The sequence below is a fragment of the Micromonospora maris AB-18-032 genome (assembly GCF_000204155.1).
Taxonomy (GTDB): Bacteria; Actinomycetota; Actinomycetes; order Mycobacteriales; family Micromonosporaceae; genus Micromonospora; species Micromonospora gifhornensis.
In genome coordinates this window covers 2156378-2183339 of the sequence record NC_015434.1, presented here as the reverse complement: position 1 = coordinate 2183339, position 26962 = coordinate 2156378, and the positions used below count along the sequence as shown (strand labels likewise).

Here is a 26962-nt window from a genome sequence, read left to right as displayed (position 1 = left end):
ACCTGTTCGGCCGACATCACGTCGGCGCAGGTTGGGACACCGGCCGCCGAAGTGGCATCCTGACCCGAGTGACCAGCGAGACAGCCGACGGGTGGCAGCGGCCGGGGCCCACCCCCGAGCAGCAGCGGGTGGACCTCTACGCCGGTCTGGCGGCGACGGCCCTGGCGCTGTTCAGCCTCACCCTGGCGCACAGCACCGGGTCGTTCCTGCTCGGGCCGCCCCCTTCCGGCCTCGAACAGATCCTCTGGACCGTCGCGGTGCCGCTGCCGCTGATCTGTCGCCGCCGCTACCCCACCGTCACCACGCTGCTCATCTCCGCTGCCTTCATCGGGTCGCAGGTCCGGGCCGTACCCGAGTGGCAGCTGTCCCAGTGGGCGCTGTTCGCCGCGATCTTCACCCTCGGCGCGTGGGGGCGCGATCGGCGGCTGTCCCGTCGGGTGCGCGTCGGCGTGATCGTCGCCATGTTCGTGTGGCTGGCGATCTCCTACGGGATCAACCTCGGCAGTCTGCCGCCGGACGCCTTCGCGGACGCGGTCGGGCCGGTGCCGCCCGTCCTCGCCGCGATCGTCACCGGCGTCCTGATCAATGTGCTGTTCTTCGGTTTCGCGTATTTCTTCGGCGAGACCGCGTGGGTCGCAGCCCGCCGACAGCACGAGGTGGCCGAGCAGGCCGAGGCGTTGCGCCGGTCGCAGGCCGAGGCACGCGAGAACGCGGTGGTCGGCGAACGGGTCCGCATCGCCCGTGAGCTGCACGACGTGGTCGCCCACCACGTGTCGGTGATGGGCGTGCAGGCGGCGGCCTGCCGGCGGGTCTTCGACAAGGACCCGACCAAGGCCCGCACCGCGCTGACCGCGATCGAGGAGTCCGCCCGCACGGCGGTGGACGAGCTGCGCCGGATGCTCGGTGTGCTGCGGGCCCGCGACAGCGAACCCGACGCACCCCAACAGGTGGCCGGGATCGCGCAGGTCGAGGCGGTGGTCACCCGGGCCCGCGAGGCCGGCCTGGAGGCCACCCTCGGGGTGTACGGTGACCCGACGCCGCTGCCCGAGTCGGTCTCCCAGGCCGCGTACCGGGTGGTGCAGGAGGCGGTCACCAACGTGTTGAAGCACGCCACCGGGGCGCGGCTGCTCGACGTACGGATCCGCTATCTGGCGCAGGAGGTGGAGATCGAAGTGACCGACGACGGCCGGGGCAGCCGGGCACCGAACGCCGACGGCCTGGGCCTGATCGGGATGCGGGAACGGGTCGCCACGCACGGCGGCGAACTGGAGGTCGGTCCACGGACCGGCGGTGGCTGGCGGGTACGGGTGCGGTTCCCGCTGCCGGTGCCGACGGGACGGGCGACGTGAGCACCGCTGCGGGCCACGCCGAGGAGTCCGGCAGCGACCGGCCGATCCGGGTGCTGCTGGCCGACGATCACCACCTGGTGCGTACCGGCTTCCGGGTGATCCTGGAGATCGAGGACGACATCGAGGTGGTCGGCGAGGCCGCCGACGGGCACCGGGCCGTCAGCATGACCCGCGCCCTGCGCCCCGACGTGGTGCTGATGGACGTGGAGATGCCCGACGTCGACGGGTTGGAGGCGACCCGGCGGATCCGCGCCGAGCAGGACCAGGCAGGGCCGGCCGTGCTGATCCTCACCACCTTCGACCGTGACGACTACCTGTTCGCCGCGCTGCGCGCCGGGGCCAGCGGCTTCCTGCTCAAGAACGGCACACCGGAGGCGTTGATCGAGGCGATCCGGGTGGTGGCCCGGGGCGACGGTCTGCTCGCCCCGGAGATCACCCGCCGGGTGATCGCCACCTTCGCCCGGCCGGGCGGGCCGAGCACCGGCGGGACAGATCCGCAGGCGGCCCTGCGTGACCTCACCCCCCGGGAACGGGAGGTCCTGGTCCTGGTCGCCGGGGGCGCCAGCAACGCCGAGATCGCCACCGCGCTGCACCTCGGCGAGGCGACCGTCAAGTCGCACGTCAGCCGGGTGCTGGCCAAGCTGGAGCTGCGGGACCGGGTGCAGGCGGTGGTCTTCGCCTACGAGCAGGGGGTGGTCCGCCCCGGCGGGTGAACGGACTCCACCGCGAGGAGGAGCCGCGATTTCCGTCGCCGGGCGGACGGCAGTCGATCATCAAAGAATTAGCGTGGACGCCGTGACCACAGTCCTCCGCCTCGACGGCGTCGACCGCAGCTTCGGCGACCGCCAAGTGCTCAAGAACGTGTCCTTCGAGGTCGCCGCCGGCCGGATGACCGGCTTCGTCGGCGGCAACGGCGCCGGCAAGACCACCACCATGCGGATCATCCTCGGCGTACTGGCCGCCGACGCGGGTCGGGTGACCTGGGGCGGTCGGCCACTGGACCGCCAGATCCGGGGACGCTTCGGCTACATGCCGGAGGAGCGCGGCCTCTACCCGAAGATGAGCGTCCGCGAACAGGTGGTCTACCTGGGGCGGCTGCACGGGATGACCGCGGAGGGCGCGCGGCGCGCCACCGACACCCTGCTGGAACGGATCGGGCTCGACGAGCGGGGCGACGACCTGCTGGAGACGCTGTCGCTGGGCAACCAGCAGCGCGCCCAGATCGCCGCCGCGCTGGTGCACGACCCCGCGGTGCTGGTGCTCGACGAGCCGTTCTCCGGGCTGGACCCGATGGCCGTGGACACCATCCTGACGGTGCTGCGGGAGCGGGCCGCCGCCGGCGTACCGGTGCTGTTCTCCAGCCATCAGCTCGACGTGGTCGAACGCCTCTGCGACGACCTGGTGATCATCGCCGACGGTACGATCCGCGCCGCCGGCAGCCGGGAGCTGTTGCGGTCCTCCGCCACCACCCGCCGCTTCGAACTGGTGGTGGACACCGACGCGGGCTGGCTGCGGGACCAGGCCGGGGTCAGCCTGGTCGACCTGGACGGCCCCCGCGCCGTCTTCGACCTCGCCGCCGACACCGACGAGCAGCCGGTGCTGCACGCCGCGCTGGCCCGTGGCCCGGTGCGCACCTTCCGGCCGGTCACCCCGTCCCTCGCCGAGATCTTCCGAGAGGTCACCAAGTGAACACCTTCGAGGCCACCCGGCTGGTCGCCGCCCGCGAGGTCCGGGTCAAGCTGCGCGACCGCACCTTCCTGATCAGTACGCTGTTCTTCCTGCTCATCGCAGCGGCGGCAACCATCCTGCCGCCCCTGCTCGCCGGTGGGCCGTCCACCGTGGCGGTGACCGAGGCAGCCGCCGGCCCGCTGCGGGAGGCGGGGCTCGAGGTGCGGATCGTGGCCGACGACGCCGCCGCCGAGCAGGCGGTCCGCGACGGCGACGCCGATGCGGCGGTGGTCGCCGGCCCGGCCGTGCTGGCCATGAACGACGCCCCCAGCGACGTGGTGTCCGCCCTGAGCAGCGCACCCCCGGTGCGGCTGCTGAACCCGGACGCGGTGGACCCGGTGGTGGCCTTCCTGGTGCCGTTCGCCTTCGCCTTCATCTTCTTCATCACCTCGCAGACCTTCGGCATGCAGATCGCGCAGAGCATCATCGAGGAGAAGCAGACCCGGATCGTGGAGATCCTCGTCGCCGCGGTGCCGGTACGCGCCCTGCTGGCCGGCAAGATGCTCGCCGGCACCCTGCTCGCGCTGGGACAGATCGGGCTGATCGCCGTCGTCGCAGTGGCCGGCATGGCCCTCGGCGACAGCAACCAGTTGCTCTCCCTGCTCGGCCCGGCAATCGGCTGGTTCGTGCCGTTCTTCCTGCTCGGCTTCGTGTTGATCGCCTCGATGTGGGCGGCGGCCGGCGCGCTGGTCAACCGGCTGGAGGACATCAGCGGGGTGTCCATGCCGGTGCAGCTCGCGGTGATGCTGCCGTTCTTCGCGGTGATCTTCCTCAACGACAACGCCGGTGCCATGCAGGTGCTGTCCTACCTGCCGTTCTCGTCGCCGACCGCGATGCCGCTGCGACTGTTCACCGGCGACGCCGCCACCTGGGAACTGTTCGCCTCGCTGGCCCTGCTGCTGGTCGCGGCGGTCGGGTTCGTGCTCGCCGGGTCCCGGGTGTACGAGGGCTCGCTGCTGCGCACCAACGGCCGCACCTCGATCCGTACCGCCTGGCGGGAGCGCGAGACGCTGGGCTGACGGCACCCGGCCCAGTGCAGCGTGCCGACGTCCTCCGGGACGTCGGCACGCTTGCAGATCACCCGTACTCGTGATGAATAGCTACATAACGGTCACATAATGACAGAAGCCCCTAATCTCCTCCTCGACAGAGTGACCTATCTGGAGGAGGTAGCTGGATGAGACGACGACTGGTGACAACCGCGCTGGCAGGAGTGGCCGCACTGGCGGGCACGCTACTGGCCGCAGCGCCCGCGCAGGCCGAAACCTGCGAGGCCGGCATCGACTGCGAGACAGACCTGACCTTCGAGGTCACCGCCGGGCCGCTGCAGATCACCGTGCCCGACGACGCGACACTCAGCAGCGGCCCGCCGGGCGGATACGCCTCCGGCCAGATCGGCGACGTCCTGGTCGAGGACCTTCGGGCCGAGTCGGGAGTGGGTTGGGTCGCCTCGGTCAGCAGCAGCGACTTCACCACCGGCACCGGCGTCGGCGCCGGCGAGACGATCACCAGCGACAACGTCTACTACTGCTCGGGTGATGCCGACACCACCGGAACGGGCACCTTCACCCCCGGCCAGGTGGGACCCTGCACCGCCCCGCCGCCTCCTGCCGGAGTCGCGCTGGACGCCGCCGTAACGGCCTACAGCCACGGCACCGACGGCTCCGGCAACAACACAGCGACCTGGGACCCGCTGGTCACCGTGTCGATTCCGCTGCAAAGCGTCGCCGGGACGTTCACGGGCACCATCACCCACAGCGTGAACTGAGTTCGATGCGCTCAGGGACAACCCGTTCGTGGAGCCTGCCGGTCGCGGCGCTCGCCATCCTGGTGGCGAGCGTCGTGATCGGCGCCCCCGCGGACGCCACCGACCGGGACCGCGGCACCGGCGCGAGCCCCGCTCCGGCATCGGGCAGCATCGGCATCCGGCTGGTCGAGGCATCGGTGGACCGGCGTGACGACCCCCGCGCCCGGGTCTACATCGTCGACCACGTCAAGCCGGGCAGCCGGATGACCCGACGGATCGAGATCAGCAACAGCTCCGCCTCGACCCATCAGATCACCATCGGGGTCGCCGCAGCCGAGATCAAGGACCACGAATTCGTGCCGGCGTCCGAGCCGGACGCCAACGAGCTGTCCGAGTGGACCACCATCGACCCACCCGTCATCGTGGCCCGGCCATACAGCACCACGACGGTACGCGCCACCATTGCCGTACCGCCTTCGGCGTCCCGAGGTGAGCGTTACGGCACGATCTGGGCCACCGTCGGCGCCGCGGAACGCCGGGACGCGGCGATGCTGGTGCGCAAGGTCAACCAGGTCGGCATCCGGGTCTACCTCGACGTCGGCCCGGGCGGCGAACCGCCGTCGGACTTCCGGATCGAGGAACTGACCCCGGGCCGGACCGAGCAGGGTGCCCCGGTGGTACGGGCGCGGGTGCGCAACACCGGGGAACGGGCCCTCGACCTGACCGGCAAGCTGTGGCTCTCCGATGGTCCAGGCGGACTGTCAGCGGGACCGTTCCCCGCGACCCTCGGTACGACCGTGCTACCCGGCGACACCACCCACCTTGAGGTGGTGCTGGACCAGCAGGTCCCCAACGGACCGTGGCAGGCCCGACTGCGGGTGGAGAGCGGACGCCTCCACCGGGAGGTCACCGCGAAGATCACATTTCCGGACCAGAAGGGTTCCTGGGGACTGCCGACCACCTTCTCCGAACAGCTACCGATGATCATCCTGGCCAGCGGTGTGGTCGCCACCATCGCCGGCGTGGTCATGGTCGTCGGCTACCGGTACGCCCGACGCCGCAGGTACCAGTTCGTCCGGTGATCCGGTGTCCGCCGAGTACGGCAGCGTGTCCCAGCCGGCCGGCAGACGCGGCACCGGCCAGGTCGGATCCGGGTGCCAGGTCGCCCACGATTCGTCCCACCAGCGCTGGCCCGCGTCGAGCAGGGCGGCGATCCGGTCACCCTCGGCCCGGATCGCCTCGGCCATGCCGGGATAACGCCCCTCCACCAGCCGCTGGGCGAACAGTTCCACATCCTTGAAGACGTACCGGTCGGCGTCCGCCGCCCACCACAGGTCCAGCTCGTGGTCGAGGGTGTCCACCCCGATCGGCGTACGCCGGAACGGGTCCTGGAGGTTGAAGTACCAGCCGGCGAAGGCGCGCTGCGGGCCGGACCAGAAGACGTCGACGGCGTGTGCCTCGCCGGGACGCTGGAGCATCAGCTTGCCGTGCCCGCTCCAGGCCCGGTGGCCCGCCAGCTGCCAGGGATGCCGGCCACACGGAAACCTGCCCTCGACCGGAAAGCCGAACTCCGCACCCGGCGGCAGGTAGAGCGCCAGCAGATCGGGGCTGTCCTCGACGCAGATCGTCGGGCAGGCGAACCAGGCCTCACCGTGCAGGATCTCCCGCCGGATCACCACGTCACCCGGGCTGAAGCGTTCGACCGCCACCACTCCCCCTGGTCAGTCCTGGGCCAACTCCGGCCGATACTCCCTGATCCAAGCCTCCACATCCGACTTCCGCCACACCTTGCCCATCGCCAGCACCGCAATCGGCTCGGGGAAGTTCCGCTGGTTGGCGATGACGGACGCGCGCTGCCGGGAGACGTTTCCCAGCATCTCCCGGATCTCCGACACGCCCACCAACTCCATGAGTTGACAATGACAGCGTCAACCCTACTCGACGCCGACAACTACGGAGTCTATTGACGTAGGCAACAAGGCGAGGCAGCATGGCTGCATGAGGGCACTGAACCTCTCACCCGATCAGGGGCAGCCGCTGGGCCGGTGGCATCCGGTGCACCGGCATCTGCCCGTACGCCCGGGGTGGTCTTGTGGGGTGTGCGCGGCGCCGTGGCCGTGCCCCAGGGCGCGGATGCTGCTGCGGGTCGAGTACGGCGCCGACCGGGTCGGCCTGTCGGTTTACCTGGCCGGGATGCTCTTCGACGCCACCGGCGACCTGCTGCGGCACACCGGGGGCCCGCTGCCCGCGCCGGAGGAACTGTTCGACCGCTTCCTGGCCTGGACCGCTCCACAACCCCGAGCCCGGCACCGGGCCGCGGTGTCGCAGCCCGGTGGTAGAACTCCGGGAACCACCTGCCCGAGGAGCATGATCATGGATGTACGGGACGCCGCGCAGCGCTGGGCGGACGCCTGGGCCCACGGCTGGCCCGCCAAGGACGTCGAGAGCATCGTCACGTTGCAGGCGACCGACGGCGTCCACTGGGCCTCGCTGTTCCGCCCCTGCCGAGGGCGTGACGGGCTGCGCGCCTACGTCGAGGAGTGTTTCGGCGAGGAGACCCGCCCGGCCGAGGTCTGGTTCGCCGCACCGCGCTGCGACGGTGCGACGGCGACTGTCGAGTACTGGGCGATCACCTACCCGTACGACGCGCCGCTGACCATCTCCGGCTGCACCCTGCTGCGCTTCGACGCCGACGCCCTGGTGGCCGAGTCGCGCGACTACTCGCACACCAGGGAGGGCAGGTTCCCGCCACCGGCCGGCATCTTCGACTGACGGGTCTGCCGATCGGAAACGCGGCGGGGTGTCACTCTTCGGGCAGCGTGCGCATGCCCCGCAGCGGTGAGAAGACGACCCAGAGCAGCCCGAGCAGGGCGCCGATGCTGGCGATCCAGAGCGCGGGACGTACCCCGATCGCCGCACCGAGTGTCCCGCCGACCAGGGCGCCGATCGGTCGGATGCCGTGGTTGACGGTGCGTCGGAACCCGGAGACCACGGCGAGCATGGCCACCGGTGTGGCCGCGATCTGCACCGAGCCGACCGCGATGTCGAGGACCATGACACCCAGCGCGGAGACGAACTCGGCGGTGAACAGCAACGCGAGCACCACCGGCTCCGGCCCCATGGCCAGCGGCACGAGGACCAGTGGGGCGGGGAAGGCGACGAAACCGACGAGCACTGCGGGGCCGATGCCGATCCGGCGACTGACCGGGCCGGTCACCGCCGCGCCGAGGAGTCCGCCGACTGCGCCGGCCCCGATGACCAGCCCCAGGATGCCGGGTGAGACGCCCAACTCGGTGGTCACGTACAGCACGAAGAGCGCCGCGAACATGTAGTTGAACAGGTTGAGCGTGGTGGTGCCGAGCAGGGTCGCCCGCAGGATCTCGGAGCGGGCCACGAACCGTACGCCCGCCGCCATGCCCAGGGCGGTGCCGGTGGTCACGGTGTGCTCCGTGACCCTCGTCCGGGCCAGGAAGACCGCCGACACGAGATAGGTGAGCACGCCGGAGAGGAGCGCGACCGGGGCGGTGAGCACCTGCACGAGCAGCCCACCGATGCTCGGGCCGGCCACATGCGACATGGCCCGGCTGCCGTTGACCAGACTGTTGGCGTCCACATAATCCGGTCGACGGACCAGGGCGGCGAACAGGCTGCTGTGCGCCACCTCGAAGAACACCGAGAGACAACCGATCAGGAAGGCCACGGCGCACAGCAGCATCAGGTTCAGGGTGCCGGTCCACCAGAGCAGCGGCACGGCCAGCAGCAGGCCCGCCCGGCCCAGGTCGGCGGCGATCATCACCCGACGTCGGCGCGGGTGGCGGTCCACCCAGGCGCCGGCCGGCAGGGAGAGGAACAGGTTCGGCAGCAGCGAGGCGGCGGTCAGGTAGCCCATCTCGGCCGGTCCGGCACCGACAGCGAGCAGGGCGAGCAGCGGCACGGCGAGCATGGTGACCTGGTCGCCGAAGAGCGAGACGGTCTGCGCCGACCAGTAGCGACGGAAGGCCGTCTGCCGCAGCAGGCGGGGGATGCGGGGCCGGCGCGGCGGCGCCGGGCCGGCCAGGACCAGGGGTTCAGTCATGGTCGGACTCCGCGCGCTGACCCTCGGCGGGTACGGCGCCGCGCGGGAGCGCCATCTGGACGAAGGTCACCGGGCGGGACCCGGGCGGACGCTTCGCCGGATCGGCGATCCGTTCGTCGTACCGGGCCAGCAGCGCATCGACCTCGGCTGTGAGCTCGCGCAACTCGGCGGCGGTGACGTGCAGCAGCGTGTCGCCGAAGCCGGCTGCGATCCGCCACTCGACAGGCTCGTCGGCACGGATCGCCAGGTAGTTCTGCGCCCGTTGCAGATAGATGTCGACCATCACGCTGTTGATCTGGTCCGTAGCGGCCCGCATGGCCGGATCGTCGGAGTCGTCCCAGGACGTGTACAGCGTGGTGGCCCGCCACGGTCGCTCCCGCCCGTCCGCCCCGGGCACCCGCTCGGCGAACCCGTACTTGGCGAGTTGCCGCAGGTGGAACGAGCAGTTGGGCACGTTGTCGTCGAGCCTGGCGGCGGCCTGCGTCGCGGTCATCGGGCCTTCGCCGCGAAGGAGCCCGATCAGGCGCATCCGCAGCGGATGCGCGTACGCCCGCAGGGCGCGAGGATCGGTGACTTTGACGGTTCGCTGAGGCACCTCTTCGCTCATATGGTAGAGAATGCTTTAGAAAGATATCTCTAGCAACCCTTGATGGGCGACGAACGCGCCGACGAGTCTCCGACCGGGTGAGGCGTCTCGTGCGACCGACCTCCGGAGCGGATCACAACTGCATCCGACTACGGCGCTCAGGTAATCCGTTCTTGACTCAGTTGCGGCACCAGCCGGGCAGCAGTCTCGAAGTCAGCGTTCTGATGAAGTACCACCAGTTTCAGCCGAATGGCAGTAGCCGCCACGAGGTGATCTGCCACGGAAAGCCCTTGGTGGGCATTGTGACTGGCGAGTTCCTGCCGCACCGCCCGCACGACCTGCCAGGCGTCGTCCGGCACGGGAACCCAGGGATACAGGTCGCGGAGTCCGCGTTCGACCCGGTCGTACGCCTTGGCATCCGCGATGGTCAAGGTCTCCACGAGCACCGGGTCGCAGATGCCGATCAGACCACGGGCGGCCAGGCCGGACCAGTGTGGTTCGGCTTCACGACGAACCATGCGGACCAGCGCGCTGGTGTCGATGAGGTATTTCACCTGTCGAGTTCGTCGAGCTGATCGAAGTCGAAGCCGCCCCCGTCAGCGACCTCCTGAAGGTCAGCCAGGGCTCGCTGCCGTCGCTCCCGGCTGGACTCCACCGCCTGCCTGAGCGCCTCTGTCACCGTCTCCTTCTTGGTCGCGGTGCCGAGCGCAGCAGTCGCCTCCGCCAGAAGATCCTCATCGAGATCCAACAGGGTTTTGGCCATGAGATACACCTCCCGGACAAGGATATATCCGGGAGGTTCACATATCCAACGAAGCGGCTGTCAGCCGACGGCCGCCATGATCTCGTCGCTGACGTCGAAGTTGGCGTAGACGTTCTGCACGTCGTCGCAGTCCTCCAGGACGTCGATCAGCTTGAAGACCTTCCGCGCGCCCTCCTCGTCCAGCGGCACGTTGACGCTGGGGATGAGGGAGGACTCGGCCGACTCGTACTCGATGCCGGCGTCCTGCAACGCGGTCCGGACCGCCAGCAGGTCACCCGGCTCGGAGACCACCTCGAACGCCTCGCCCAGGTCGTTGACCTCCTCGGCGCCCGCGTCCAGGACGGCCAGCATCACGTCGTCCTCGCTGGTGTCGGCCTTCGGCACGATCACCACGCCCTTGCGGGAGAACATGTACGACACCGAGCCGGCGTCAGCGAATGAGCCGCCGTTGCGGGTCAGCGCGGTACGCACCTCGGTCGCGGCACGGTTGCGGTTGTCGGTCAGGCACTCGATCAGCAGCGCGACGCCGTTCGGGCCGTACCCCTCGTACATGATCGTCTGGTAGTCGGCGCCGCCGGCCTCCAGGCCGGAACCGCGCTTGACCGCGCGGTCGATGTTGTCGTTGGGGACCGAGTTCTTCTTGGCCTTCTGGATCGCGTCGTAGAGGGTGGGGTTACCGGCGGGGTCGCCGCCGCCGGTCCGCGCCGCAACCTCGACGTTCTTGATCAGCTTGGCGAACATCTTGCCGCGCTTGGCGTCGATGACCGCCTTCTTGTGCTTGGTCGTCGCCCACTTTGAGTGGCCGGACATCTGTTACCTCCGTTGCTACCCGCCGTCTGCATCGACCGCACCGCGCACGCCCCGCTCCGCACCCGCGCACGCGGTGGTGCCGGTCTGTTCTGGTGGAAGCCGTGGCGGGCAGATGGCCCTGCCGAATCTCGACAATCCTACCGACGGACGGCGGGGAACCGTCACCCGCCGCACGCCCACAGCCTTGTCGATCAGCGCAGAACGCCGGATAGCGGGCGAAGCTACTCCCCCATGCCGTACGATCCCGACACGCTGACCTCCGACATCTCGAAATCCTCGCAACGCTCGTCGAACCCGGTCCGGTAGCGGACGAACGCCGGCAACAACGGCAGTGGCGCCGGCAGACGCGGGCCGATCACCACATCGATGAAGCGGTGCCCGTCGGCAAGCCGCAGCGACAGGTAGCGCAGGCCGGGCGGGCGGGTGTGAGCCAGTTCCCGGTAGACCTGATCGAGCAGGGCCAGGTGCTCGTCGAGCCGCTCCGGCCGGACTGCGCCGAGCCGAGGTCGCCACACTGGCCCAGGTCAGCATGGAGTACCTGACCCGCCTCGAACAGGGACGCGACAGCCGCCCGTCGCCGGAGATCCTCGCCGCGCTGGCCGACGCCCTGCGACTCGACGACGCCGACCGGCGGCACCTTCAGCAACTCGCCTCGGTCGACCACCATCGGCACCTGTGCGCGGGCGAGCGACCGTCGGTGTCGCATACCGTCCGCCCGACGGTCCGGACGCTGCTGGAGGCGCTGCGGGATCGGCCGGCGTACCTGCTCAACCGCCTCGCTGACGTGCTCGCCTGGAACGAGCCGTTCGACCGGCTGGCCCGCCCGCTGGGGCTGCTGGACGGCGAACACCCCAACCTGGTCTGGTACGTCCTCGCCGACGAACGCGCCCGGGAGCACTTCCCCGACTGGGCCGACCTCGCCGACCAGCAGATGGCCGACCTGCACCGGCTGCGCGAGGGTGACCCCGCCACCGACGCCCTCGCCGAACGACTCGACCGTACCGTCGGGGAACCGTTCCGGTCCCGGTGGCAGCGCCGCCCGGTCGCGACCCACTCCAGCGGCGTGCGCCGGCTGCGGCATCCGGAGGTCGGGCCACTACGGCTGGCGTACGAGACCCTGGAAGTCGCCGGCGACCAGCAGCGACTGGTGGTGGCGCAGCCCGCCGACGCCGACAGCGCTGCGGCACTGGATCGCCTGCTCGGCCGCCGCCCAGACAGCCTGCGCTCCGTGGTCGGCTGATAGCCCGGCCCCCGCCTACCCCCCCGGCCATGAGGCGGCGCTCGTCCAGGTCCTCGATCATGCTCCGCCGCCCTGCGGCGCTGCGGGACGCGGCGATGCGGCTGCGCGCTGCGGGACGCGGCGATGCGGCGATGCGGCGATGCGGCGAGCAACTTCGGGGATGTTGCTGCCTGCCTCCGACCGAAGGCAGCAACATCCCCGAAGTTGCTGCCGATACCTGCCGGGTTCGGCGGGTCCGGCGGGTTGGGTGGCATGGTGGGTTCGGCGGGCGTCTTTGGCCGGTGGGACCCGTGGGCCGGTGGGACCCGTGGGCCGGTGGGACCCGTGGGCCGGTGGGACCCGTGGGCCGGTGGGACCCGTGGGCCGGTGGGACCGGTGCCGGGTGGGATCGGTGGGGCCGGGACCGGTGTGGCCAGTGGGGTCAGGTTGCGGTGCGGACCATGTCAACGAAGTGGGCGTGCAGGCGCAGGTCGCCGGTGAGTTCCGGGTGGAACGAGGTGGCCAGCAGGTTGCCCTGACGCACCGCCACGATGCGGCCGGTGGCCGGCCCTTCGGCGACCGTGCCCAGGATCTCGACGTCCGTGCCGACGCGCTCGACCCAGGGGGCGCGGATGAAGACCGCGTGCAGCGGGCCACCGTCGATGCCGGTGATCTGCACGGGCGCCTCGAACGAGTCGACCTGGCGGCCGAAGGCGTTGCGCCGCACGGTCATCGCGATGCCGTCGAAGCCGCGCTGGTCCGGGCGGCCGTCGAGGACCTCGGCGGCCAGCATGATCATCCCGGCGCAGGAGCCGTAGACCGGCATCCCGGCGGAGATCCTCTTGTCGATCGGGTCGCGCAGCTCGAAGATGTCGACGAGCTTGCTGATCGTGGTGGACTCGCCGCCGGGGATGATCAGGCCGTCGACCGCGTCCAGTTCCGCGCTTCGGCGCACCGGGCGGGCTTGCGCGCCCGCGCCGGTCAGGGCGGTGAGGTGTTCACGGACGTCGCCCTGAAGGGCGAGCACGCCGATCACGGGTGCGGGCACTGTGCTCCTTCCGGGAAGCGTTAAGAAGGGACCCTTTCTCTACCGCAGGCGTTAATAAGGTGCCCTTCCTTGCACCTCACCAGCCGCGGTCGGCCAGGCGGTGGGGGACAGGGATGTCGTCGACGTTGATGCCGACCATCGCCTCGCCGAGGCCGCGGGAGACCTTCGCCAGCACGTCCGGGTCGTCGTGGAAAGTGGTCGCCTTGACGATCGCGGCGGCCCGCTGGGCCGGGTTGCCGGACTTGAAGATGCCGGAGCCGACGAAGACGCCCTCCGCGCCGAGCTGCATCATCATCGCCGCGTCGGCCGGGGTGGCGATGCCACCGGCGGTGAACAGCACCACCGGCAGCTTGCCGGTCTCGGCGACCTCCTTGACCAGCTCGTACGGGGCCTGCAGCTCCTTGGCCGCGACGTACAGCTCGTCTTCCGGCAGCGAGGAGAGTCGGCGGATCTCCTGACGGATCTTGCGCATGTGGGTGGTGGCGTTGGAGACGTCCCCGGTGCCGGCCTCACCCTTCGAGCGGATCATGGCGGCGCCCTCGGTGATCCGGCGCAGCGCCTCGCCCAGGTTGGTCGCCCCGCAGACGAAGGGGACGGTGAAGGCCCACTTGTCGATGTGGTTGGCGTAGTCGGCCGGGGTGAGCACCTCGGACTCGTCGACGTAGTCGACGCCGAGCGCCTGGAGGATCTGCGCCTCGACGAAGTGGCCGATGCGGGCCTTGGCCATCACCGGGATGGAGACGGCGTTGATGATCCCGTCGATCATGTCCGGGTCGCTCATCCGCGACACCCCGCCCTGGGCGCGGATGTCGGCGGGCACCCGCTCCAGCGCCATCACCGCGACCGCGCCGGCGTCCTCAGCGATCTTGGCCTGCTCGGCGGTGACCACGTCCATGATCACGCCGCCCTTGAGCATCTCGGCCATCCCCCGCTTGACGCGGGCAGTGCCGACGACCGGGGTGGTGCCGCTGGTGTTCGGGGAAGTCGTCTCGGACACGGCTCATCGCTCCTTGATGCGCACCGGTGGGGCAGCGACATGCTACGACCGGCGCGAGTGCCGTGCCGACAGCCAATCAGGGCCGTGGTGGCCTGCGGTGTGGCCGCCGTCACCGTACGCAGGGGCGGCGGGTCAGCGGGTGGTGACGTCGGCGGCGGGCGTGGTCAGGGTCGGGTCGTCGATGTCGAAGTAGCGCGGCCAGGTGTGTCGGCGACCCATCCGGAACAGGCGTACCAGGCGACGGCTGCGCGCCGTACGGGCGTCGCGGACCAGGTCGGTGTGCACCTGCCGGGCCAGGGCGAGCCGCCGGCTGGCCGCGATGACCGCCTCGCAGTCCGGGTCGGTGGGGTCGAGTTCGACCGCGCGCAGCTGCCGGGTCAGGTCGTTCTCGGCCGCCTCCCGCTCCTCCGGCTGCGCGTCGAGCGCGATGCGCGCCGCCGCGTACAGCTCCACGCCGTAGCGGCGTTCGGCCAGCACCGCCGCGGCGGCGGCCCGGCGCAGCAGGTGGGCGTCGAGGGCACGGGCCGCGAGCTGCGCGCGGGCCTGCAGCCGCTCGACCCGGCCGGCGGTCCAGATCAGGTACGCCGCCACCAGGCCGACGACCACCGTCGCGCCCACCACCCACCACATGCCCGGCATCGTAGTGCTGCTCCCGTTCCTCCCGGTCAGTCCGACCCCACCCACTCCTGGTCGATCACCCGCCCGTCGGTCGCCTCGATCGCAGCTGCGTATACCTCCAGAACCCGGCGGGCAACCACGGGCCAGTCGAAATTTGCCACCACCTGGTCGCCGCAGGCGGTCAGCTCCGCCCGGGCAGCCGGATCGTCGAGCAGGTCAGTGAGGGTCTGCGCCAGCGCCGCCGCGTCGCCGGTGCGAAACAGCCGCCCGGCCCGCCCGTTGTCCAGCACCCGGCGGAAGGCGTCCAGGTCGCTGGCGACCACGGTGGTGCCGGCGGCCAGCGCCTCGGTGAGGATCATGCCGAACGACTCGCCCCCGGTGTTCGGCGCGACGTAGAGGTGCACGCTGCGCAGCATCCGGGCCTTGTCCGCCTCGGGTACCAACCCCAGGAAGGTGACCCGATCCCGCAACTCGGGCGGAAAACGGTCGAACAGGTCGTCCGGGTCACCGGGGCCGGCGACCAGCAGACGCAGTCCGGGACGTCGGGCGGCCAGCTCGACGAACGCGTCGCGCAGGATCGGGAAGCCCTTACGCGGTTCGGTGAACCGGCCCAGGAAGCCGAGCGTGCCGCCGGTGCCCGGCCCGCACTCCCCCGGCCAGCCGGGCAGCGGCTGCATGCCGGCGAACTTGGCCACCGCCACCCCGTTGGGGATCTCCACCGCGCCGCCGTCGAGGTGTTCCACCTGGACCTTGCGGGCCAGCGCGCTCACCGCGATCCGGGCGGTGATCCGCTCCAGCACGATCTGAAGGGCCCCCTGAGCGGCGGAGAGCACCCGGGACCGGGTCATCGCGGTGTGGAAGGTCGCCACCACCGGTCCCCGGGCGGAGAGCACCGCGAGCATGGAGACGCTCAGCGTCAGCGGCTCGTGCACGTGCAGCACGTCGAAGTCGCCGCGGGTGATCCACCGGCGTACCCGGGCGGTGGAGACCGGGCCGAACGCGATCCGGGCCACCGAACCGTTGTACGGCAGCGGCACCGACCGGCCCGCCGACACCACGTACGACGGCAGGGGTGAGTCCTCGTCCGCCGGGGCGAGCACGCTCACCTCGTGGCCGAGCCCGATCAACGCCTCGGCGAGGTCCATGACGTGGTTCTGCACCCCGCCCGGCACGTCGAAGGAGTACGGACAGACGATGCCGATCCGCATTGCGCCCGTCCCCTCAGTCCAGCCACATCCGCTGCAACATGTGCCAGTCTTGCGGATGCCGGGCGATGCCCGCCGCGAGACCGTCCGCGATCAGCTGGGTCAGCGACCGAACTCGCTTGTCCAGCGTGCCGTCCTGGTGGCCCGGCACCGGCAGCGGACCCTCGAGCGAGGCACACGCCGCATCCGGTTCGTACCACATGGACGCCACGTACAGCGGCGCGCCGGTACGCAACGCGAGCAGCGCCGGACCGGCCGGCATCCGGGTCCGGCCGCCGAAGAAGTCGACCTCCACCCCGCGCGCGGACAGGTCCCGGTCGGCCAGCAGCGGCACCACCGCCCCGTCGTTCAGCCGGTCGGTCAGCACGTCCAGCGGCGGCCGGTGACCACCGGTGGTGGGCAGGATCTCCATGCCCAGGCCCTCCCGGAAGGCCACGAACCGCTGGTAGACGGCCTCCGGCTTGAGCCGCTCCGCGACAGTGGACAGCGGCCAGCCGTTGGCGACCACCCAGGCACCGGCCAGGTCCCAGTTACCGGCGTGCGGCAGTGCCACCACCGCACCCCGACCGGCCGCCACGTCGGCGGCGAGCAGCTCGGCACCGTCCAGCCGGAAGGTGGCGAGCACCTGCTCGCGGCTCAGCGACGGCAGCCGGAAGGCTTCCATCCAGTAGCGGGCGTACGACCGCAGGCCCGCGCGTACCAGCTCGTCCAGCTCCGCCTCGGACAGGTCGGGGCCGACCACCCGGCGCAGGTTGGCGCGCAGCCGGGTGGCACCGGCGCCCCGACGACGGTGAGCCCGGTCGGCGCCGGCGGTGAACGCCGCCGCAGCCACCGGGCGGGGCAGGGCGCGGACCAGCCGCCAGCCGGCGACGAAACCGATTTCGGTGAGATTCACCGGCACCCCCGTCGCCGGGCTGTGCCGCTCACCCGCGGCCACCCGGCGCGTCGACCTGCTGGGCCTGCCGGTAGACGTGCCGCATCCGCTGGCCGACGGTGAACAGCGACACCGCCGCGAGCAGCCAGAGCGCGATCGGCAGCGCCAGCGGGTGCACCAGGGCGGCAAGCAGACCACCGACACCGACGATCAGCAGGCGCTCGGTACGCTCGGCGACGCCGACGTTGGCGTTCATGCCGAGTCCCTCGGCGCGTGCCTTGACGTACGAGACGAGCCCGCCGGCGGCCAGGCAGATCAGCGCGGCGGCCATGCCCGCGTGGTCCCCCTCGGTGGCCAGGTAGTACGCGACCGCGCCGAACACCGCGCTGTCGGCGACCCGGTCCATGCTGGAGTCGAGGAACGCGCCGAACCGGGTCGACCCGCCGCTCATCCGGGCCATCGTTCCGTCGAGCAGATCGGTCAGCGCGAAGACCGTCACGATCAGCGCACCGGCGACCAGGTGGCCGCGGGCACCGAAGCCGAGAGCGCCGACGAGCACCCCGAGGGTGCCCGCGACGGTGACCGCGTTGGGGGACACGCCCGCGCGCAGCAGGCTGCGGGCAATCGGTTCGACGACGCGGGTCATCCCCGCGCGGACCGACACTTGGAAGATCTTCGCCATGGCGGTCCCACGATAACGGTCGGCCCGACCACGCCGACAACGCCGGTCCGAGCTGGGAGGGTTGTGTCGTGCGGCCATCGGGTGTGGGATCGGGTCGGGAGGGTGACCCAGCTCACCCGACCGCCCGTTGACTGCCCGGTCCGGGGCGATCCACCGGAGGATAGCGCCGCGGTACCCCGTCCGGGCCGCATCCCCGTCGCGCGCGGCGGTCGTCACCACCACCGGTTGAGGGAGGTGCGCCCGATGGCGCAGAGGAGTCAGGACAAGCACGCCGCCGGGGTACCGGTGGTGACCGATCCGGCGAAGATTCGCAACGTGGTGCTCGTCGGGCATTCCGGCGCGGGCAAGACGACCCTGGTCGAGGCGCTGCTCGCGGCGACCGACACGATCGCCCGCGCGGGCTCGGTCACCGACGGCACCACCGTCTGCGACCACGATCCGGCGGCCGTACGCCAGCAGCGTTCGGTCTCGCTGGCCTGCGCGCCGCTGATGCACGACGGCATCAAGATCAACCTGCTGGACACGCCCGGCTACGCCGACTTCGTCGGCGAGTTGCGGGCCGGCCTGCGGGCCGCCGACGCCGCGCTGTTCGTGGTCTCCGCCGTGGACGGGATGGACGCCGCCACCGCCGCCCTGTGGGAGGAGTGCGCCGCCGTCGACATGCCCCGGGCGGTCGCCGTCGCCCGGCTGGATCACCCCCGCGCCGACTTCGACGAGGCGGTGGCGCTGTGCCAGCGGGTCTTCGGCGACAACGTGCTGCCGCTGTACCTGCCGATGCTCGGCGACGACGGGGTCTCCACCGCCGGTCTGCTCGGGCTGATCACCCGGCGGGTCTTCGACTACACCGACGGACTGCCGGCGCAGGTGCGCCAGCCCGACCCGGAGCACCTGCCGGCCATCACGGAGTCCCGCGACGAACTCATCGAGGGGATCATCGCCGAGAGCGAGGACGAGACCCTGATGGACCGGTACCTCGGCGGCGAGGAGATCGACGCCGAGATCCTGATCGAGGATCTGGAGAAGGCCGTCGCCCGGGGCCACTTCTATCCGGTGGTGCCGGTCTGCGCGGCCACCGGGGTCGGGGTGGACGTGCTGCTGGAGGTGCTCACCGCCGGCTTCCCGTCGCCGCCGGAACACGCGCTGCCCGCGGTCACCGGGGTGGACGGCTCCCCCCGCCCGCCGTTGACCTGCGACCCGGACGGTCCGCTGGTCGCCGAGGTGGTCAGGACCACCATCGACCGGCACGTCGGCCGGGTCTGCGTGGTCCGGGTCTTCTCCGGCACCCTGCGCCCCGACCAGACGGTGCACATCGCCGGGCACGGGCTGGCCGAACGCGGCCACCCCGACCACGACGCCGACGAACGGATCGCGCACCTGTACAGCCCGCTGGGCGCCACCTTGCGCGAGGTCGGTGTGGCGGTGGCCGGCGACATCTGCGCGATCACCAAGTCCGGCAGCGCGGAGACCGGCGACACCATCTCCGCCAAGGATGATCCGCTCCTGATCGCCCCGTGGGAGATGCCGGAGCCGCTGCTGCCGGTGGCGATCGTCGCCCGGTCCCGCTCCGACGAGGACGCCCTGGCCCGCAACCTGGCCCGCCTGGTCGCGGGCGACCCGACGATGCGACTGGAACGCAACCCGCAGACCCATCAACTGGTGCTGTGGTGCATGGGCGAGGCGCACGCCGACGTGGTCCTCGACCGGCTGCGCGCCGGCGGGGTCGAGTTGGACACCGAACCGGTCAAGGTGGCGCTGCGGGAGACGCTTACCGCCCCGGCAACCGGGCACGGCCGGCACGTCAAGCAGTCCGGCGGGCACGGCCAGTACGCGGTCTGCGACATCGAGGTGGAGCCGTTGCCGCGCGGCGCCGGCTTCGAGTTCGTCGACCGGGTGGTCGGCGGGGCGGTCCCGCACAACTACATCCCGTCGGTGGAGAAGGGGGTACGCGCCCAGATGGAACGCGGCCTGCTCGCCGGGCACCCGGTGGTGGACCTGCGGGTGACCCTTGTCGACGGCAAGGCGCACAGCGTCGACTCCTCCGACGCGGCGTTCCAGACCGCCGGGGCGCTGGCCCTGCGCGACGCCGCCGCCAAAGGCCGCCCGGCGCTGCTGGAGCCGGTCGACGAGGTGACCGTACGGGTCCCCGACGGCAGCGTGGGCACGGTGCTGGGTGACCTGTCCGGCCGGCGGGGCCGGGTGCTCGGCACCGAGTCGGACCCGGAGTCGGAGGGACGCACCCTGGTCCGGGCCGAGGTGCCCGCCACGGAGTTGCTGCGCTACGCCGTCGAGTTGCGGGCGATGACCGCCGGCGCCGGCACCTTCCGCCGCCACTTCGTGCGGTACGACCCGATGCCGGAGCACCTGGCCGACCAGATCCGCAAGGAGCACGCCTGACGGGAGCCCAGGTCCGGTCAGGGGCGGGCGGTGGGCAGCATCGGGCTCGGCCAGTAGGGGCGGTCGGCCTCGCGGAGGGCGGCGGTGCGCAGCGCGGCGAGTTGGCGTTCGACCTCGGCGAAGTGGTCGGGGGTGAGCGGGCCGAGGGTCAGCGCGGCGGCGTTCTCCTCGACCTGGGCGACGCTGCGGCAGCCCGGGATCGGGATGGTGCGGTCGCTGCGGGCCCAGATCCAGCCCAGCGCACCCTGGGCTAGGGTACGCCCGTCGGCGGTCAACGCCGCCCGGACCGCCTGTACCCGGCGCAGCCACTCCGGGGCGGGTCGGCCGCCCCGGAACCACTCCAACCAGCCCGAGGCCATGCCCCGTACGTCGTCGTGGGGCAGCGTCGAGTCGGGCTGGTACTTGCCGGTGAGCAGCCCCATGCCGAGCGGCCCCCGGTTGACGCTGGCCAGGTCGTACTTCTCGCAGACGCCGAGCAATTCGGGGGCGTCCCGCAGCACCGACAGGCTGTGCTGCACGGCGGCGGCGTGCGGGGCGTCACCGAAGGCGGCAGCCCGGTCGGTGCGGTCGGTGCTCCAGCCGTACGTCCGGATCAGGCCGTCGGTGACCAGGTCCTCCAGGGTGCCGATCAGCGCCTGCGCCCGGGCCGCCGGCAGGTCGGCCAGGTGCAGCTGGTAGAGGTCGATGCGGTCGGTGCCGAGCCGACGCAGCGAGGCCCGCACGGCCCGGTGCAGGTACGCCGGTGAGGCATCCGATCCGGTGGCCTGCCGGGTCTGCTCGTCGAAGGTGTAGCCCCACTTGGTGGCGATGATCGACACGTCCCGCCGCCCGGCCAGGGCCCGCCCGAGGATGCGCTCGCCGTGCCCGGCCCCGTACGTGTCGGCGGTGTCGAACAGCGTCACACCGAGGTCGAGGGCGCGACGGATGGCCCGTACCGACTCGGCGTCGTCGACCGCTCCCCAGCCCAGCGGGGTGCGCCCCTCCGCCCACGGGCCACCGATCGCCCAGCAGCCCATGCCGAGGGCACTGACTTCGATGCCGCTGCGCCCCAGCGTCCGCGTCGACTGCACCATCGGCGCATCGTGCCATCTTCCAGCCGGTGCTGGGCAGAGATCCATCACGACCATACGTACGAACGACCAGACCCGGAGGATCACCCGCATACGGGTCCGTCTCGCCCGTGTTCCCGGCGCGGATCCATCCGTCCCAGCTCACCGCCGGATACCGGCCCGTCACCGAGCGGTCGGACTGCTCACGCAGCGCCACCGCGCCCTCACCGACATCTCCGGACACCGGACCGACCCGGTCCGGCCCGCCGGTCAGCTGGGCCAGGCGCGCACGAACAGGTCGCGGGTGTCGCTGAGCAGTTGCGGCAGGACCTTGGTACGCCCGATCACCGGCATGAAGTTGGCATCGCCGCCCCACCGGGGCACCACGTGCTGGTGCAGGTGGGCGGCAATGCCCGCGCCGGCCACCCCGCCCTGGTTCATCCCGAGGTTGAAGCCGTGTGCGTTGCTGACCTTGCGGACCACCCGCATGGCGGTCTGGGTGAACGCGGCCAGCTCGACGGTCTCCGGCTCGTCCAGGTCGGTGTAGTCGGCCACGTGCCGGTACGGGCAGACCAGCAGGTGACCCGGGTTGTACGGGTACAGGTTGAGCACGACGAACACGTGCTCGCCCCGGGCGACCACCAGGCTCTCCTCGTGGGGTCGACCCGGGGCCAGGCAGAACGGGCAGCCGGAGGGCTGTTCGTAGCCGCCCTCGGGCCGGTCCTCACCGGAGATGTACGTCATCCGGTGGGGGGTCCAGAGCCGGTCCAGCCCGTCTGCCATGTCCCTGTCGATGTGCTGCTCGTCCGCCCCAGTCACACGGCGATCCTACGTACCGCACGGGGCCGGTTCGCCACCCCGTACCGCAGACGTCCGGCGATCGCGGCCACCGGGTGACGGCCAATTGCAGAATGCGACAAGGATTTCTTGACTATTACATCGATGTCGATGAAACTTTCACTCCTCACAATTCGAAGATCGTCGATTGGAGTGGTTGTGGAACGACGTACCGTCCGGCACCGTCTGGTCAGTGCCCTCACCGCCTGCGCCCTGGCCGCACTGGCCAGCCTGGCGGCGGTGACCGCCACCGGCGCCCCCGCCCAGGCCGACGCCTGCTACACCTGGGGTCGAACGCTCTCCTCCGGCATGACCGGCGAGGACGTACGCCAGTTGCAGATCCGCGTCTCCGGCTACCCCGGCTACGGCGCGGTGCTCACCCTCGACGGGGCGTACGGCCCGGCCACCCGGTCGGCGGTGATCCGCTTCCAGCAGGCCTACGGGCTGGCCGCCGACGGGGTGGCCGGTGCGCAGACCTTCAACCAGATCTACGCCCTGCAGGATCCGGACTGCACGCCGGTCAGCTTCAGCTACGCCGAGTGGAACCGGTGCAACAGCGACTGGTCCGGCGGCGCGGTGTCGGCGAGCACGGCCCGGTTCAACGCCCTGGTCTCGATGTGGAAGCTCCAGGCGATGCGCCGCGCCATGGGCAACGCACCGCTCTACCTGAGCAGCGGATTCCGCAGCTACTCCTGCAACAGCGCGGTCGGCGGCGCCAGCAACAGCCGACACCTCTACGGCGACGGGATCGACCTGGTCGGGTCGCACTCCTTCTGCGCGCTCGCCCAGCAGGCCCGCAACCACGGGTTCACCAACATCCTCGGCCCGGGATATCCGGGACACAACGACCACACCCACCTGGGCAACACGCCCAGCCGTTCCTGGTCGGCACCGAGCTGCGGGATCTGACGCACCCGTGCGACGGCAGCCCCGCCGAATGCGGGGCTGCCGCAACGGCGGGTCAGGCGGCGGACGGGCCGACGTTGGTGCGGGTGTTGACCACGTCGAGGACGTGGGTGACCGCCTCGGCCAGCGGCACGCCGTTGCGCTGCGAGCCGTCGCGGTAGCGGAACGAGACCGTACCGGCGGCGACGTCGTCGTCCCCGGCGATCACCATGAACGGGATCTTCTGCTGCTGGGCGTTACGGATCTTCTTCTGCATCCGCTCGTCACCGGAGTCGACCTGGGCACGGATGCCCTCGGCGCGCAGCGCGGCGACGAAGCCGTGCAGGTAGTCCGCGTGGTCGTCCCGGATCGGGATGCCGACCACCTGCACCGGGGCCAGCCAGGCCGGGAACGCGCCCGCGTAGTGCTCGGTGAGCACCCCGAAGAACCGCTCGATCGAGCCGAACAACGCCCGGTGGATCATCACCGGCCGCTGCCGGGTGCCGTCGGCGGCCTGGTACTCCAGGTTGAAGCGCTCCGGCAGGTTGAAGTCGACCTGGATGGTGGACATCTGCCAGGTCCGGCCAATGGCGTCCTTGACCTGCACGGAGATCTTCGGCCCGTAGAAGGCCGCCCCGCCCGGGTCCGGTACCAGGGTGAGCCCGGACTCCTCGGCGGCCGAGCGCAGCGCCTCGGTGGCCCGCTCCCAGTTCTCGTCGGTGCCCACCGACTTCTCCGGGTTGCGGGTGGACAGCTCCAGGTAGAAGTCGTCCAGGCCGTAGTCGCGCAGCAGTTCGAGGACGAAGGCGAGCAGCGACTTCAGCTCGCCGGCCATCTGCTCCTCGGTGCAGAAGATGTGCGCGTCGTCCTGGGTCATGCCGCGCACCCGGGTCAGACCGTGCACCACACCGGACTTCTCGTACCGGTAGACCGTGCCGAACTCGAACATCCGCAGCGGCAGTTCCCGGTAGGAGCGGCCACGGGAGCGGAAGATCAGGTCGTGCATCGGGCAGTTCATCGGCTTGAGGTAGTAGCTGGCGCCCTCCACCTCCATGGGCGGGAACATGCCGTCGGCGTACCAGTCCAGGTGACCGGAGACCTCGTACAGGTGCCCCTTGGTGATGTGCGGGGTGTTGACGAACTCGTACCCGGCCTGCTCGTGCTTGAGCCGCGAGTAGTTCTCCATCTCGCGGCGGATGATGCCGCCCTTGGGGTGGAAGACCGCCAGGCCGGAGCCGAGCTCGTCGGGGAAGCTGAACAGGTCGAGGTCCACACCGAGCTTGCGGTGGTCGCGCCGGGCGGCCTCCTCCAACAGCTTCAGGTACGCCTTGAGCTCGTCGCGGGTCGGCCAGGCGGTGCCGTACACCCGCTGCAACTGCGGGTTGCGCTCCGACCCGCGCCAGTACGCGGCGGCCGAACGCATCAGCTTGAACGCGCCGATCAGCCGGGTGTTGGGCAGGTGCGGGCCCCGGCACAGGTCCGACCAGCAGACCTTGTCCTCGGTGGCGGCCAGGTTGTCGTAGATGGTCAGCTCGCCGCCGCCGACCTCCATCACCTCGGAGGAGTCCAGCCCCTCGCCCTTGACGTCGATCAGTTCCAGCTTGAACGGCTCGGCGGCCAACTCGACCTTCGCCTCGTCCAGGCTGTCGAAGCGGCGGCGACGGAACCGCTGGCCGGACTTGATGATCTCCTGCATCCGCTTTTCGAGCTTGGCCAGGTCGTCCGGCTGGAACGGCTTGTCGACGGCGAAGTCGTAGTAGAAGCCGTTCTCGATCGGCGGGCCGATGCCGAGCTTGGCCTCGGGGAAGATGTCCTGCACCGCCTGGGCGAGCACGTGCGCGGTCGAGTGCCGCAGCACGTTGAGCCCGTCCGGGGAGTCGAGGGCGACCGGCTCGACGACGGTCTCCTCGGCCGGACGCCAGTCCAGGTCCCGCAGCACGCCCTGCGGGTCACGGACCACCACGATCGCCTTCGGACCGCTGGTGGGCAGTTCGGCGGCGGCCACCGCGTCGGCCGCCGTCGTCCCGGCGGCGACGACGACAGGGTCGGCCACGGCGGGGGTACGGGGTGCGGACACGGGGAACTCCTCGCAGCAGATGTGACGGAAGGTGCCGGTGACGGCTCACCGCGATGGTATCGGTCGGCCCGACGGCCACCGTCCCCGACACCGTAGGGGACGAATCCGGGCGGCGTTGAACCTTTTCGGCCCGGAAACCGAACTACCAGGTGTGGCCGGAGCCGGTTCCGGCCACGTCGACACGGATGGGGAACCCAGGATGGCGATGACGCGCGGCGGGAGCCGTCGACGCCGGGGTGGGCTGGTGGCCGCCCTGGCCACGGCCGGGGTGCTGCTCTGGCCCGCGACCACGGCGTGGGCCGACGGCGTGACGTTCACTCCGACCGAGGCCCAGCAGGGCAACTCGGTCAAGCTCGAGTTCCTGGTGCCCGACGAGCGGCCCGGGGTCCGGACCGAGCGGATCGAGATCCGGATGCCGGCGGAGACTCCGGTGGCCGAGGTGTATCCGCTCTCGGTGCAGGGCTGGGCGCCCGCGATCACCACCCGCAAGCTGGACGTCCCGGTCGCGGGCATGCACGGTCCGGCGACCGACGTGGTGACCGCCGCGCTGACCTGGACCCGGGGCACCGGCGAGGCGGGCACGGGCCCGGCCCGGCTGGTGTTCTCGATGGCGCCGCTGCCGCAGACCGACCAGGTGCGGTTCGAGCTGACCCAGACCTACGCCGACGGCCTCCAGGTGCACTGGGGCGACCGTCCCGGCCAGCGCCCGCTGCCCGCGCTGATCCTCACCCCGGGCGACCCGGCGTACCCGGGTGCCGCCCACGGTGGTCACGGCGCGGCCCCCGGCGGTGCGGTGCCGGGCGCCCCCGCGCCGGCCGCCGCCACGCCCGACGAGGGCCCGAACGCCAACAGCCTGCTCGCCGCCGGCCTGGTCGCCGGCCTCGGCGGTGGCGCGGTGGTCGGTTGGCTGATCAGCCGACGCCGCCGCGCCGACACCGAGGAGATCGACCGGTCGGTCCTCGACGAAGAGCCCGCCGCCGAGAACGGCCCGACGGCGGTGGCCGACGCGGAGCCGACGCAGCGCCGCGACGACCGGGTGGCCCGGGCCGGCGCTACCCGCTGAGCGGCACAGGTCAGCCGGTCCACTCCGGCAGCGGTTCACGGGCCGCCAGCCAGCCAGTGGGCACCCCGCCCGAGGTGCCCACTCCGGTGTACCCGGCCACCGTCCCGCCGACGATGGCGGCGGTGGTGTCCACGTCCCCGCCCGCCTCGACACAGGCCCGTACGGCCGCCGGATAGTCCTCCAGGTAGCTGGCGGCGACCCACAGGGTGAAGGCGACGGTGTCCTGGGCGGTGACCCGGCTGCCGTTGCCGAGCGCCGCCACGACCTCGGCCAGCGGTCGACCGAGCAGGTCGACTGCCCGGCGTACGCCCCGGTGCACCTCGGTCGCCGGATCCAGCGCGGCGGCCACCCCGGCGAGCAACCGGGCCGGGTCGGGTCGGTCGCCGTCCAGGCGGGCCCGCGCGGCCAGCGACGCGGCCACCGCCACCGCGACGGCACCGGCGATCCCCTCCGGGTGGGCGTGGGTCACCTCGGCCGACGCCTGCGCCTGCGCGGCGGCCCGGCTGGTCGAGTCGGCGAAGTACGCGCCCAGCGGCGCGACCCGCATCGCCGCGCCGTTGCCGCAGGAGCCCTGCCCGTCGAAGGCGGCGGCCGCGGCGACCGGCCAGGGGGTGCCGGTACGGATCAGCCGCAGGATGCGCACGGCACCGGGGCCGTAACCCCGGTACGGTTCGCAGCGCTCGGCGAACGCGACCGCCAGGGCGTCCCGGTCGATGCTGCCCGTCTGCGCCAGGGCGGCCAGCACCGAGCAGGCCATCTCGGTGTCGTCGGTCCACTGCCACGGTGCTGGCGGAAGCAGCCCGGCAGCCAGGTCGGCCGGCTGGCGGCCCGGTACGAAGAACTGGGATCCGAGGGCATCACCGACCGACAGACCCGCGAGGCTGTCCCGGGCCAGCGTCAGTCGGGTGTCCGGGTAGAGAGTGAACGTCATCGTCGTACCAGCTTGGCGGGTTCCG

At 71.4% G+C, this 26962-nt stretch carries 29 protein-coding genes; 11 read left to right on the top strand and 18 right to left on the bottom strand.

The features are described 5' to 3' along the window. The first annotated feature begins 68 nt into the window (after positions 1-68). The 6 genes from VAB18032_RS10065 to VAB18032_RS31580 all read left to right on the top strand — a co-directional run bounded on the left by VAB18032_RS10065 (position 69) and on the right by VAB18032_RS31580 (position 5906). Entirely contained in the window at positions 69-1349 is a 1281-nt protein-coding gene (locus tag VAB18032_RS10065; protein ID WP_013732704.1) for a sensor histidine kinase, read from the top strand. Beyond that, the gene (locus VAB18032_RS10060) at positions 1346-2062 is read left to right on the top strand and encodes a response regulator (RefSeq protein WP_013732703.1); all 717 of its coding nucleotides are present in this window, start codon (positions 1346-1348) and stop codon (positions 2060-2062) included. The genes VAB18032_RS10065 and VAB18032_RS10060 overlap by 4 nt, the downstream gene beginning before the upstream one ends. An 82-nt stretch (positions 2063-2144) precedes the next feature. Beyond that, complete coding sequence (locus tag VAB18032_RS10055) at positions 2145-3038, top strand: ABC transporter ATP-binding protein (RefSeq protein WP_043723662.1); 894 nt, start codon at positions 2145-2147, stop codon at positions 3036-3038. Next, positions 3035-4096, top strand: coding sequence for an ABC transporter permease (locus tag VAB18032_RS10050; RefSeq protein WP_013732701.1), 1062 nt, complete (start codon positions 3035-3037; stop codon positions 4094-4096). Before VAB18032_RS10055 ends, VAB18032_RS10050 begins: the two co-directional genes overlap by 4 nt. 158 nt (positions 4097-4254) lie before the next feature. Beyond that, complete coding sequence (locus tag VAB18032_RS10045) at positions 4255-4845, top strand: hypothetical protein (protein ID WP_013732700.1); 591 nt, start codon at positions 4255-4257, stop codon at positions 4843-4845. Positions 4846-4850: 5 nt separating this feature from the next. After that, positions 4851-5906 carry a hypothetical protein gene (locus tag VAB18032_RS31580; protein WP_013732699.1) on the top strand — a complete coding sequence of 352 codons (1056 nt, stop codon included), beginning with the start codon at positions 4851-4853 and terminating at the stop codon, positions 5904-5906. Here the strand turns inward: VAB18032_RS31580 and VAB18032_RS10035 are convergent. After that, the gene (locus VAB18032_RS10035) at positions 5799-6533 is read right to left on the bottom strand and encodes a ribonuclease FAU-1 family protein (protein WP_126712564.1); all 735 of its coding nucleotides are present in this window, start codon (positions 6531-6533) and stop codon (positions 5799-5801) included. The two genes, VAB18032_RS31580 and VAB18032_RS10035, sit on opposite strands and share 108 nt — an antisense overlap. A 12-nt stretch (positions 6534-6545) precedes the next feature. Next, complete coding sequence (locus VAB18032_RS10030) at positions 6546-6734, bottom strand: hypothetical protein (protein WP_013732697.1); 189 nt, start codon at positions 6732-6734, stop codon at positions 6546-6548. A gap of 223 nt (positions 6735-6957) precedes the next feature. Here VAB18032_RS10030 and VAB18032_RS30590 point away from each other — a divergent pair, with 223 nt between their 5' ends. Then, positions 6958-7596 carry a nuclear transport factor 2 family protein gene (locus tag VAB18032_RS30590; RefSeq protein WP_013732696.1) on the top strand — a complete coding sequence of 213 codons (639 nt, stop codon included), beginning with the start codon at positions 6958-6960 and terminating at the stop codon, positions 7594-7596. Between the two features lie 31 nt (positions 7597-7627). On the opposite strand, the gene VAB18032_RS10015 is transcribed toward VAB18032_RS30590, so the two are convergent. From VAB18032_RS10015 to VAB18032_RS09990, 6 genes are all read right to left on the bottom strand, one after another. Then, positions 7628-8899, bottom strand: a complete 1272-nt coding sequence (locus VAB18032_RS10015; protein WP_013732695.1) for an MFS transporter — start codon at positions 8897-8899, stop codon at positions 7628-7630. Next, positions 8892-9506 (bottom strand): winged helix-turn-helix domain-containing protein, encoded by a 615-nt coding sequence (locus VAB18032_RS10010; protein ID WP_013732694.1) that lies wholly within the window; start codon positions 9504-9506, stop codon positions 8892-8894. The genes VAB18032_RS10015 and VAB18032_RS10010 overlap by 8 nt, the downstream gene beginning before the upstream one ends. A 137-nt stretch (positions 9507-9643) precedes the next feature. Further along, entirely contained in the window at positions 9644-10039 is a 396-nt protein-coding gene (locus tag VAB18032_RS10005; RefSeq protein WP_013732693.1) for a PIN domain-containing protein, read from the bottom strand. Further along, positions 10036-10248 (bottom strand): type II toxin-antitoxin system VapB family antitoxin, encoded by a 213-nt coding sequence (locus VAB18032_RS10000; RefSeq protein WP_013732692.1) that lies wholly within the window; start codon positions 10246-10248, stop codon positions 10036-10038. The genes VAB18032_RS10005 and VAB18032_RS10000 overlap by 4 nt, the downstream gene beginning before the upstream one ends. A 60-nt stretch (positions 10249-10308) precedes the next feature. Continuing rightward, the gene (locus tag VAB18032_RS09995) at positions 10309-11058 is read right to left on the bottom strand and encodes a YebC/PmpR family DNA-binding transcriptional regulator (RefSeq protein WP_013732691.1); all 750 of its coding nucleotides are present in this window, start codon (positions 11056-11058) and stop codon (positions 10309-10311) included. Between the two features lie 221 nt (positions 11059-11279). Beyond that, positions 11280-11573 (bottom strand): hypothetical protein, encoded by a 294-nt coding sequence (locus VAB18032_RS09990; protein ID WP_013732690.1) that lies wholly within the window; start codon positions 11571-11573, stop codon positions 11280-11282. Positions 11574-11587: 14 nt separating this feature from the next. Here VAB18032_RS09990 and VAB18032_RS09985 point away from each other — a divergent pair, with 14 nt between their 5' ends. Next, positions 11588-12298, top strand: a complete 711-nt coding sequence (locus VAB18032_RS09985; protein WP_013732689.1) for an MmyB family transcriptional regulator — start codon at positions 11588-11590, stop codon at positions 12296-12298. Positions 12299-12719: 421 nt separating this feature from the next. On the opposite strand, the gene pdxT is transcribed toward VAB18032_RS09985, so the two are convergent. From pdxT to pgsA, 6 genes are all read right to left on the bottom strand, one after another. Then, on the bottom strand, positions 12720-13325 hold the full coding sequence (pdxT, locus tag VAB18032_RS09980; RefSeq protein ID WP_013732688.1) for a pyridoxal 5'-phosphate synthase glutaminase subunit PdxT: 606 nt from the start codon (positions 13323-13325) through the stop codon (positions 12720-12722). A gap of 76 nt (positions 13326-13401) precedes the next feature. Further along, positions 13402-14322: a pyridoxal 5'-phosphate synthase lyase subunit PdxS gene (pdxS, locus tag VAB18032_RS09975; protein WP_013732687.1), complete on the bottom strand. Its 921-nt coding sequence runs from the start codon at positions 14320-14322 to the stop codon at positions 13402-13404. Between the two features lie 132 nt (positions 14323-14454). After that, positions 14455-14961 (bottom strand): hypothetical protein, encoded by a 507-nt coding sequence (locus tag VAB18032_RS09970; protein ID WP_013732686.1) that lies wholly within the window; start codon positions 14959-14961, stop codon positions 14455-14457. Between the two features lie 26 nt (positions 14962-14987). Continuing rightward, on the bottom strand, positions 14988-16148 hold the full coding sequence (locus VAB18032_RS09965) for a glycosyltransferase family 4 protein (protein WP_013732685.1): 1161 nt from the start codon (positions 16146-16148) through the stop codon (positions 14988-14990). Between the two features lie 13 nt (positions 16149-16161). Next, positions 16162-17040, bottom strand: coding sequence for a phosphatidylinositol mannoside acyltransferase (locus VAB18032_RS09960; RefSeq protein WP_043723650.1), 879 nt, complete (start codon positions 17038-17040; stop codon positions 16162-16164). Positions 17041-17068: 28 nt separating this feature from the next. Beyond that, complete coding sequence (gene pgsA / locus VAB18032_RS09955; protein ID WP_013732683.1) at positions 17069-17701, bottom strand: phosphatidylinositol phosphate synthase; 633 nt, start codon at positions 17699-17701, stop codon at positions 17069-17071. Positions 17702-17944: 243 nt separating this feature from the next. Here pgsA and VAB18032_RS09950 point away from each other — a divergent pair, with 243 nt between their 5' ends. Next, positions 17945-20095: an elongation factor G-like protein EF-G2 gene (locus VAB18032_RS09950; RefSeq protein WP_013732682.1), complete on the top strand. Its 2151-nt coding sequence runs from the start codon at positions 17945-17947 to the stop codon at positions 20093-20095. A 17-nt stretch (positions 20096-20112) separates the two neighbouring features. Here VAB18032_RS09950 and VAB18032_RS09945 read toward each other — a convergent pair whose 3' ends face one another. Both VAB18032_RS09945 and VAB18032_RS09940 read right to left on the bottom strand, forming a co-directional pair. Further along, complete coding sequence (locus VAB18032_RS09945; protein WP_198408953.1) at positions 20113-21165, bottom strand: aldo/keto reductase; 1053 nt, start codon at positions 21163-21165, stop codon at positions 20113-20115. Positions 21166-21414: 249 nt separating this feature from the next. Next, positions 21415-21927 (bottom strand): HIT family protein, encoded by a 513-nt coding sequence (locus VAB18032_RS09940; RefSeq protein ID WP_013732680.1) that lies wholly within the window; start codon positions 21925-21927, stop codon positions 21415-21417. Positions 21928-22140: 213 nt separating this feature from the next. Between VAB18032_RS09940 and VAB18032_RS09935 the strand changes: the two genes are divergently transcribed. Continuing rightward, entirely contained in the window at positions 22141-22890 is a 750-nt protein-coding gene (locus VAB18032_RS09935; RefSeq protein WP_013732679.1) for a D-Ala-D-Ala carboxypeptidase family metallohydrolase, read from the top strand. Positions 22891-22942: 52 nt separating this feature from the next. Here the strand turns inward: VAB18032_RS09935 and thrS are convergent, their stop codons facing one another. Beyond that, on the bottom strand, positions 22943-24943 hold the full coding sequence (gene thrS, locus VAB18032_RS09930; RefSeq protein WP_013732678.1) for a threonine--tRNA ligase: 2001 nt from the start codon (positions 24941-24943) through the stop codon (positions 22943-22945). 199 nt (positions 24944-25142) lie between these two features. On the opposite strand from thrS, the gene VAB18032_RS09925 reads away from it, so the two are divergent. After that, positions 25143-26006, top strand: coding sequence for a DUF1775 domain-containing protein (locus VAB18032_RS09925; protein WP_081476070.1), 864 nt, complete (start codon positions 25143-25145; stop codon positions 26004-26006). Positions 26007-26016: 10 nt separating this feature from the next. On the opposite strand, the gene VAB18032_RS09920 is transcribed toward VAB18032_RS09925, so the two are convergent. Next, on the bottom strand, positions 26017-26937 hold the full coding sequence (locus VAB18032_RS09920) for an ADP-ribosylglycohydrolase family protein (protein ID WP_013732676.1): 921 nt from the start codon (positions 26935-26937) through the stop codon (positions 26017-26019). Positions 26938-26962: the final 25 nt, after the last annotated feature.

What these genes read in the sequence shown, in the direction of transcription:
- VAB18032_RS10045 (WP_013732700.1), top strand. Translation starts at nt 4,255, where the DNA reads ATGAGACGACGACTGGTGACAACCGCGCTGGCAGGAGTGGCCGCACTG.
- VAB18032_RS31580 (WP_013732699.1), top strand. Translation starts at nt 4,851, where the DNA reads ATGCGCTCAGGGACAACCCGTTCGTGGAGCCTGCCGGTCGCGGCGCTC.
- VAB18032_RS10030 (WP_013732697.1), bottom strand. Translation starts at nt 6,734, where the DNA reads ATGGAGTTGGTGGGCGTGTCGGAGATCCGGGAGATGCTGGGAAACGTC.
- VAB18032_RS30590 (WP_013732696.1), top strand. Translation starts at nt 6,958, where the DNA reads ATGCTGCTGCGGGTCGAGTACGGCGCCGACCGGGTCGGCCTGTCGGTT.
- VAB18032_RS10015 (WP_013732695.1), bottom strand. Translation starts at nt 8,899, where the DNA reads ATGACTGAACCCCTGGTCCTGGCCGGCCCGGCGCCGCCGCGCCGGCCC.
- VAB18032_RS10010 (WP_013732694.1), bottom strand. Translation starts at nt 9,506, where the DNA reads ATGAGCGAAGAGGTGCCTCAGCGAACCGTCAAAGTCACCGATCCTCGC.
- VAB18032_RS10000 (WP_013732692.1), bottom strand. Translation starts at nt 10,248, where the DNA reads ATGGCCAAAACCCTGTTGGATCTCGATGAGGATCTTCTGGCGGAGGCG.
- VAB18032_RS09995 (WP_013732691.1), bottom strand. Translation starts at nt 11,058, where the DNA reads ATGTCCGGCCACTCAAAGTGGGCGACGACCAAGCACAAGAAGGCGGTC.
- VAB18032_RS09985 (WP_013732689.1), top strand. Translation starts at nt 11,588, where the DNA reads ATGGAGTACCTGACCCGCCTCGAACAGGGACGCGACAGCCGCCCGTCG.
- VAB18032_RS09970 (WP_013732686.1), bottom strand. Translation starts at nt 14,961, where the DNA reads ATGCCGGGCATGTGGTGGGTGGTGGGCGCGACGGTGGTCGTCGGCCTG.
- VAB18032_RS09965 (WP_013732685.1), bottom strand. Translation starts at nt 16,148, where the DNA reads ATGCGGATCGGCATCGTCTGTCCGTACTCCTTCGACGTGCCGGGCGGG.
- pgsA (WP_013732683.1), bottom strand. Translation starts at nt 17,701, where the DNA reads ATGGCGAAGATCTTCCAAGTGTCGGTCCGCGCGGGGATGACCCGCGTC.
- VAB18032_RS09950 (WP_013732682.1), top strand. Translation starts at nt 17,945, where the DNA reads ATGGCGCAGAGGAGTCAGGACAAGCACGCCGCCGGGGTACCGGTGGTG.
- VAB18032_RS09940 (WP_013732680.1), bottom strand. Translation starts at nt 21,927, where the DNA reads ATGGCAGACGGGCTGGACCGGCTCTGGACCCCCCACCGGATGACGTAC.
- VAB18032_RS09925 (WP_081476070.1), top strand. Translation starts at nt 25,143, where the DNA reads ATGGCGATGACGCGCGGCGGGAGCCGTCGACGCCGGGGTGGGCTGGTG.
- VAB18032_RS09920 (WP_013732676.1), bottom strand. Translation starts at nt 26,937, where the DNA reads ATGACGTTCACTCTCTACCCGGACACCCGACTGACGCTGGCCCGGGAC.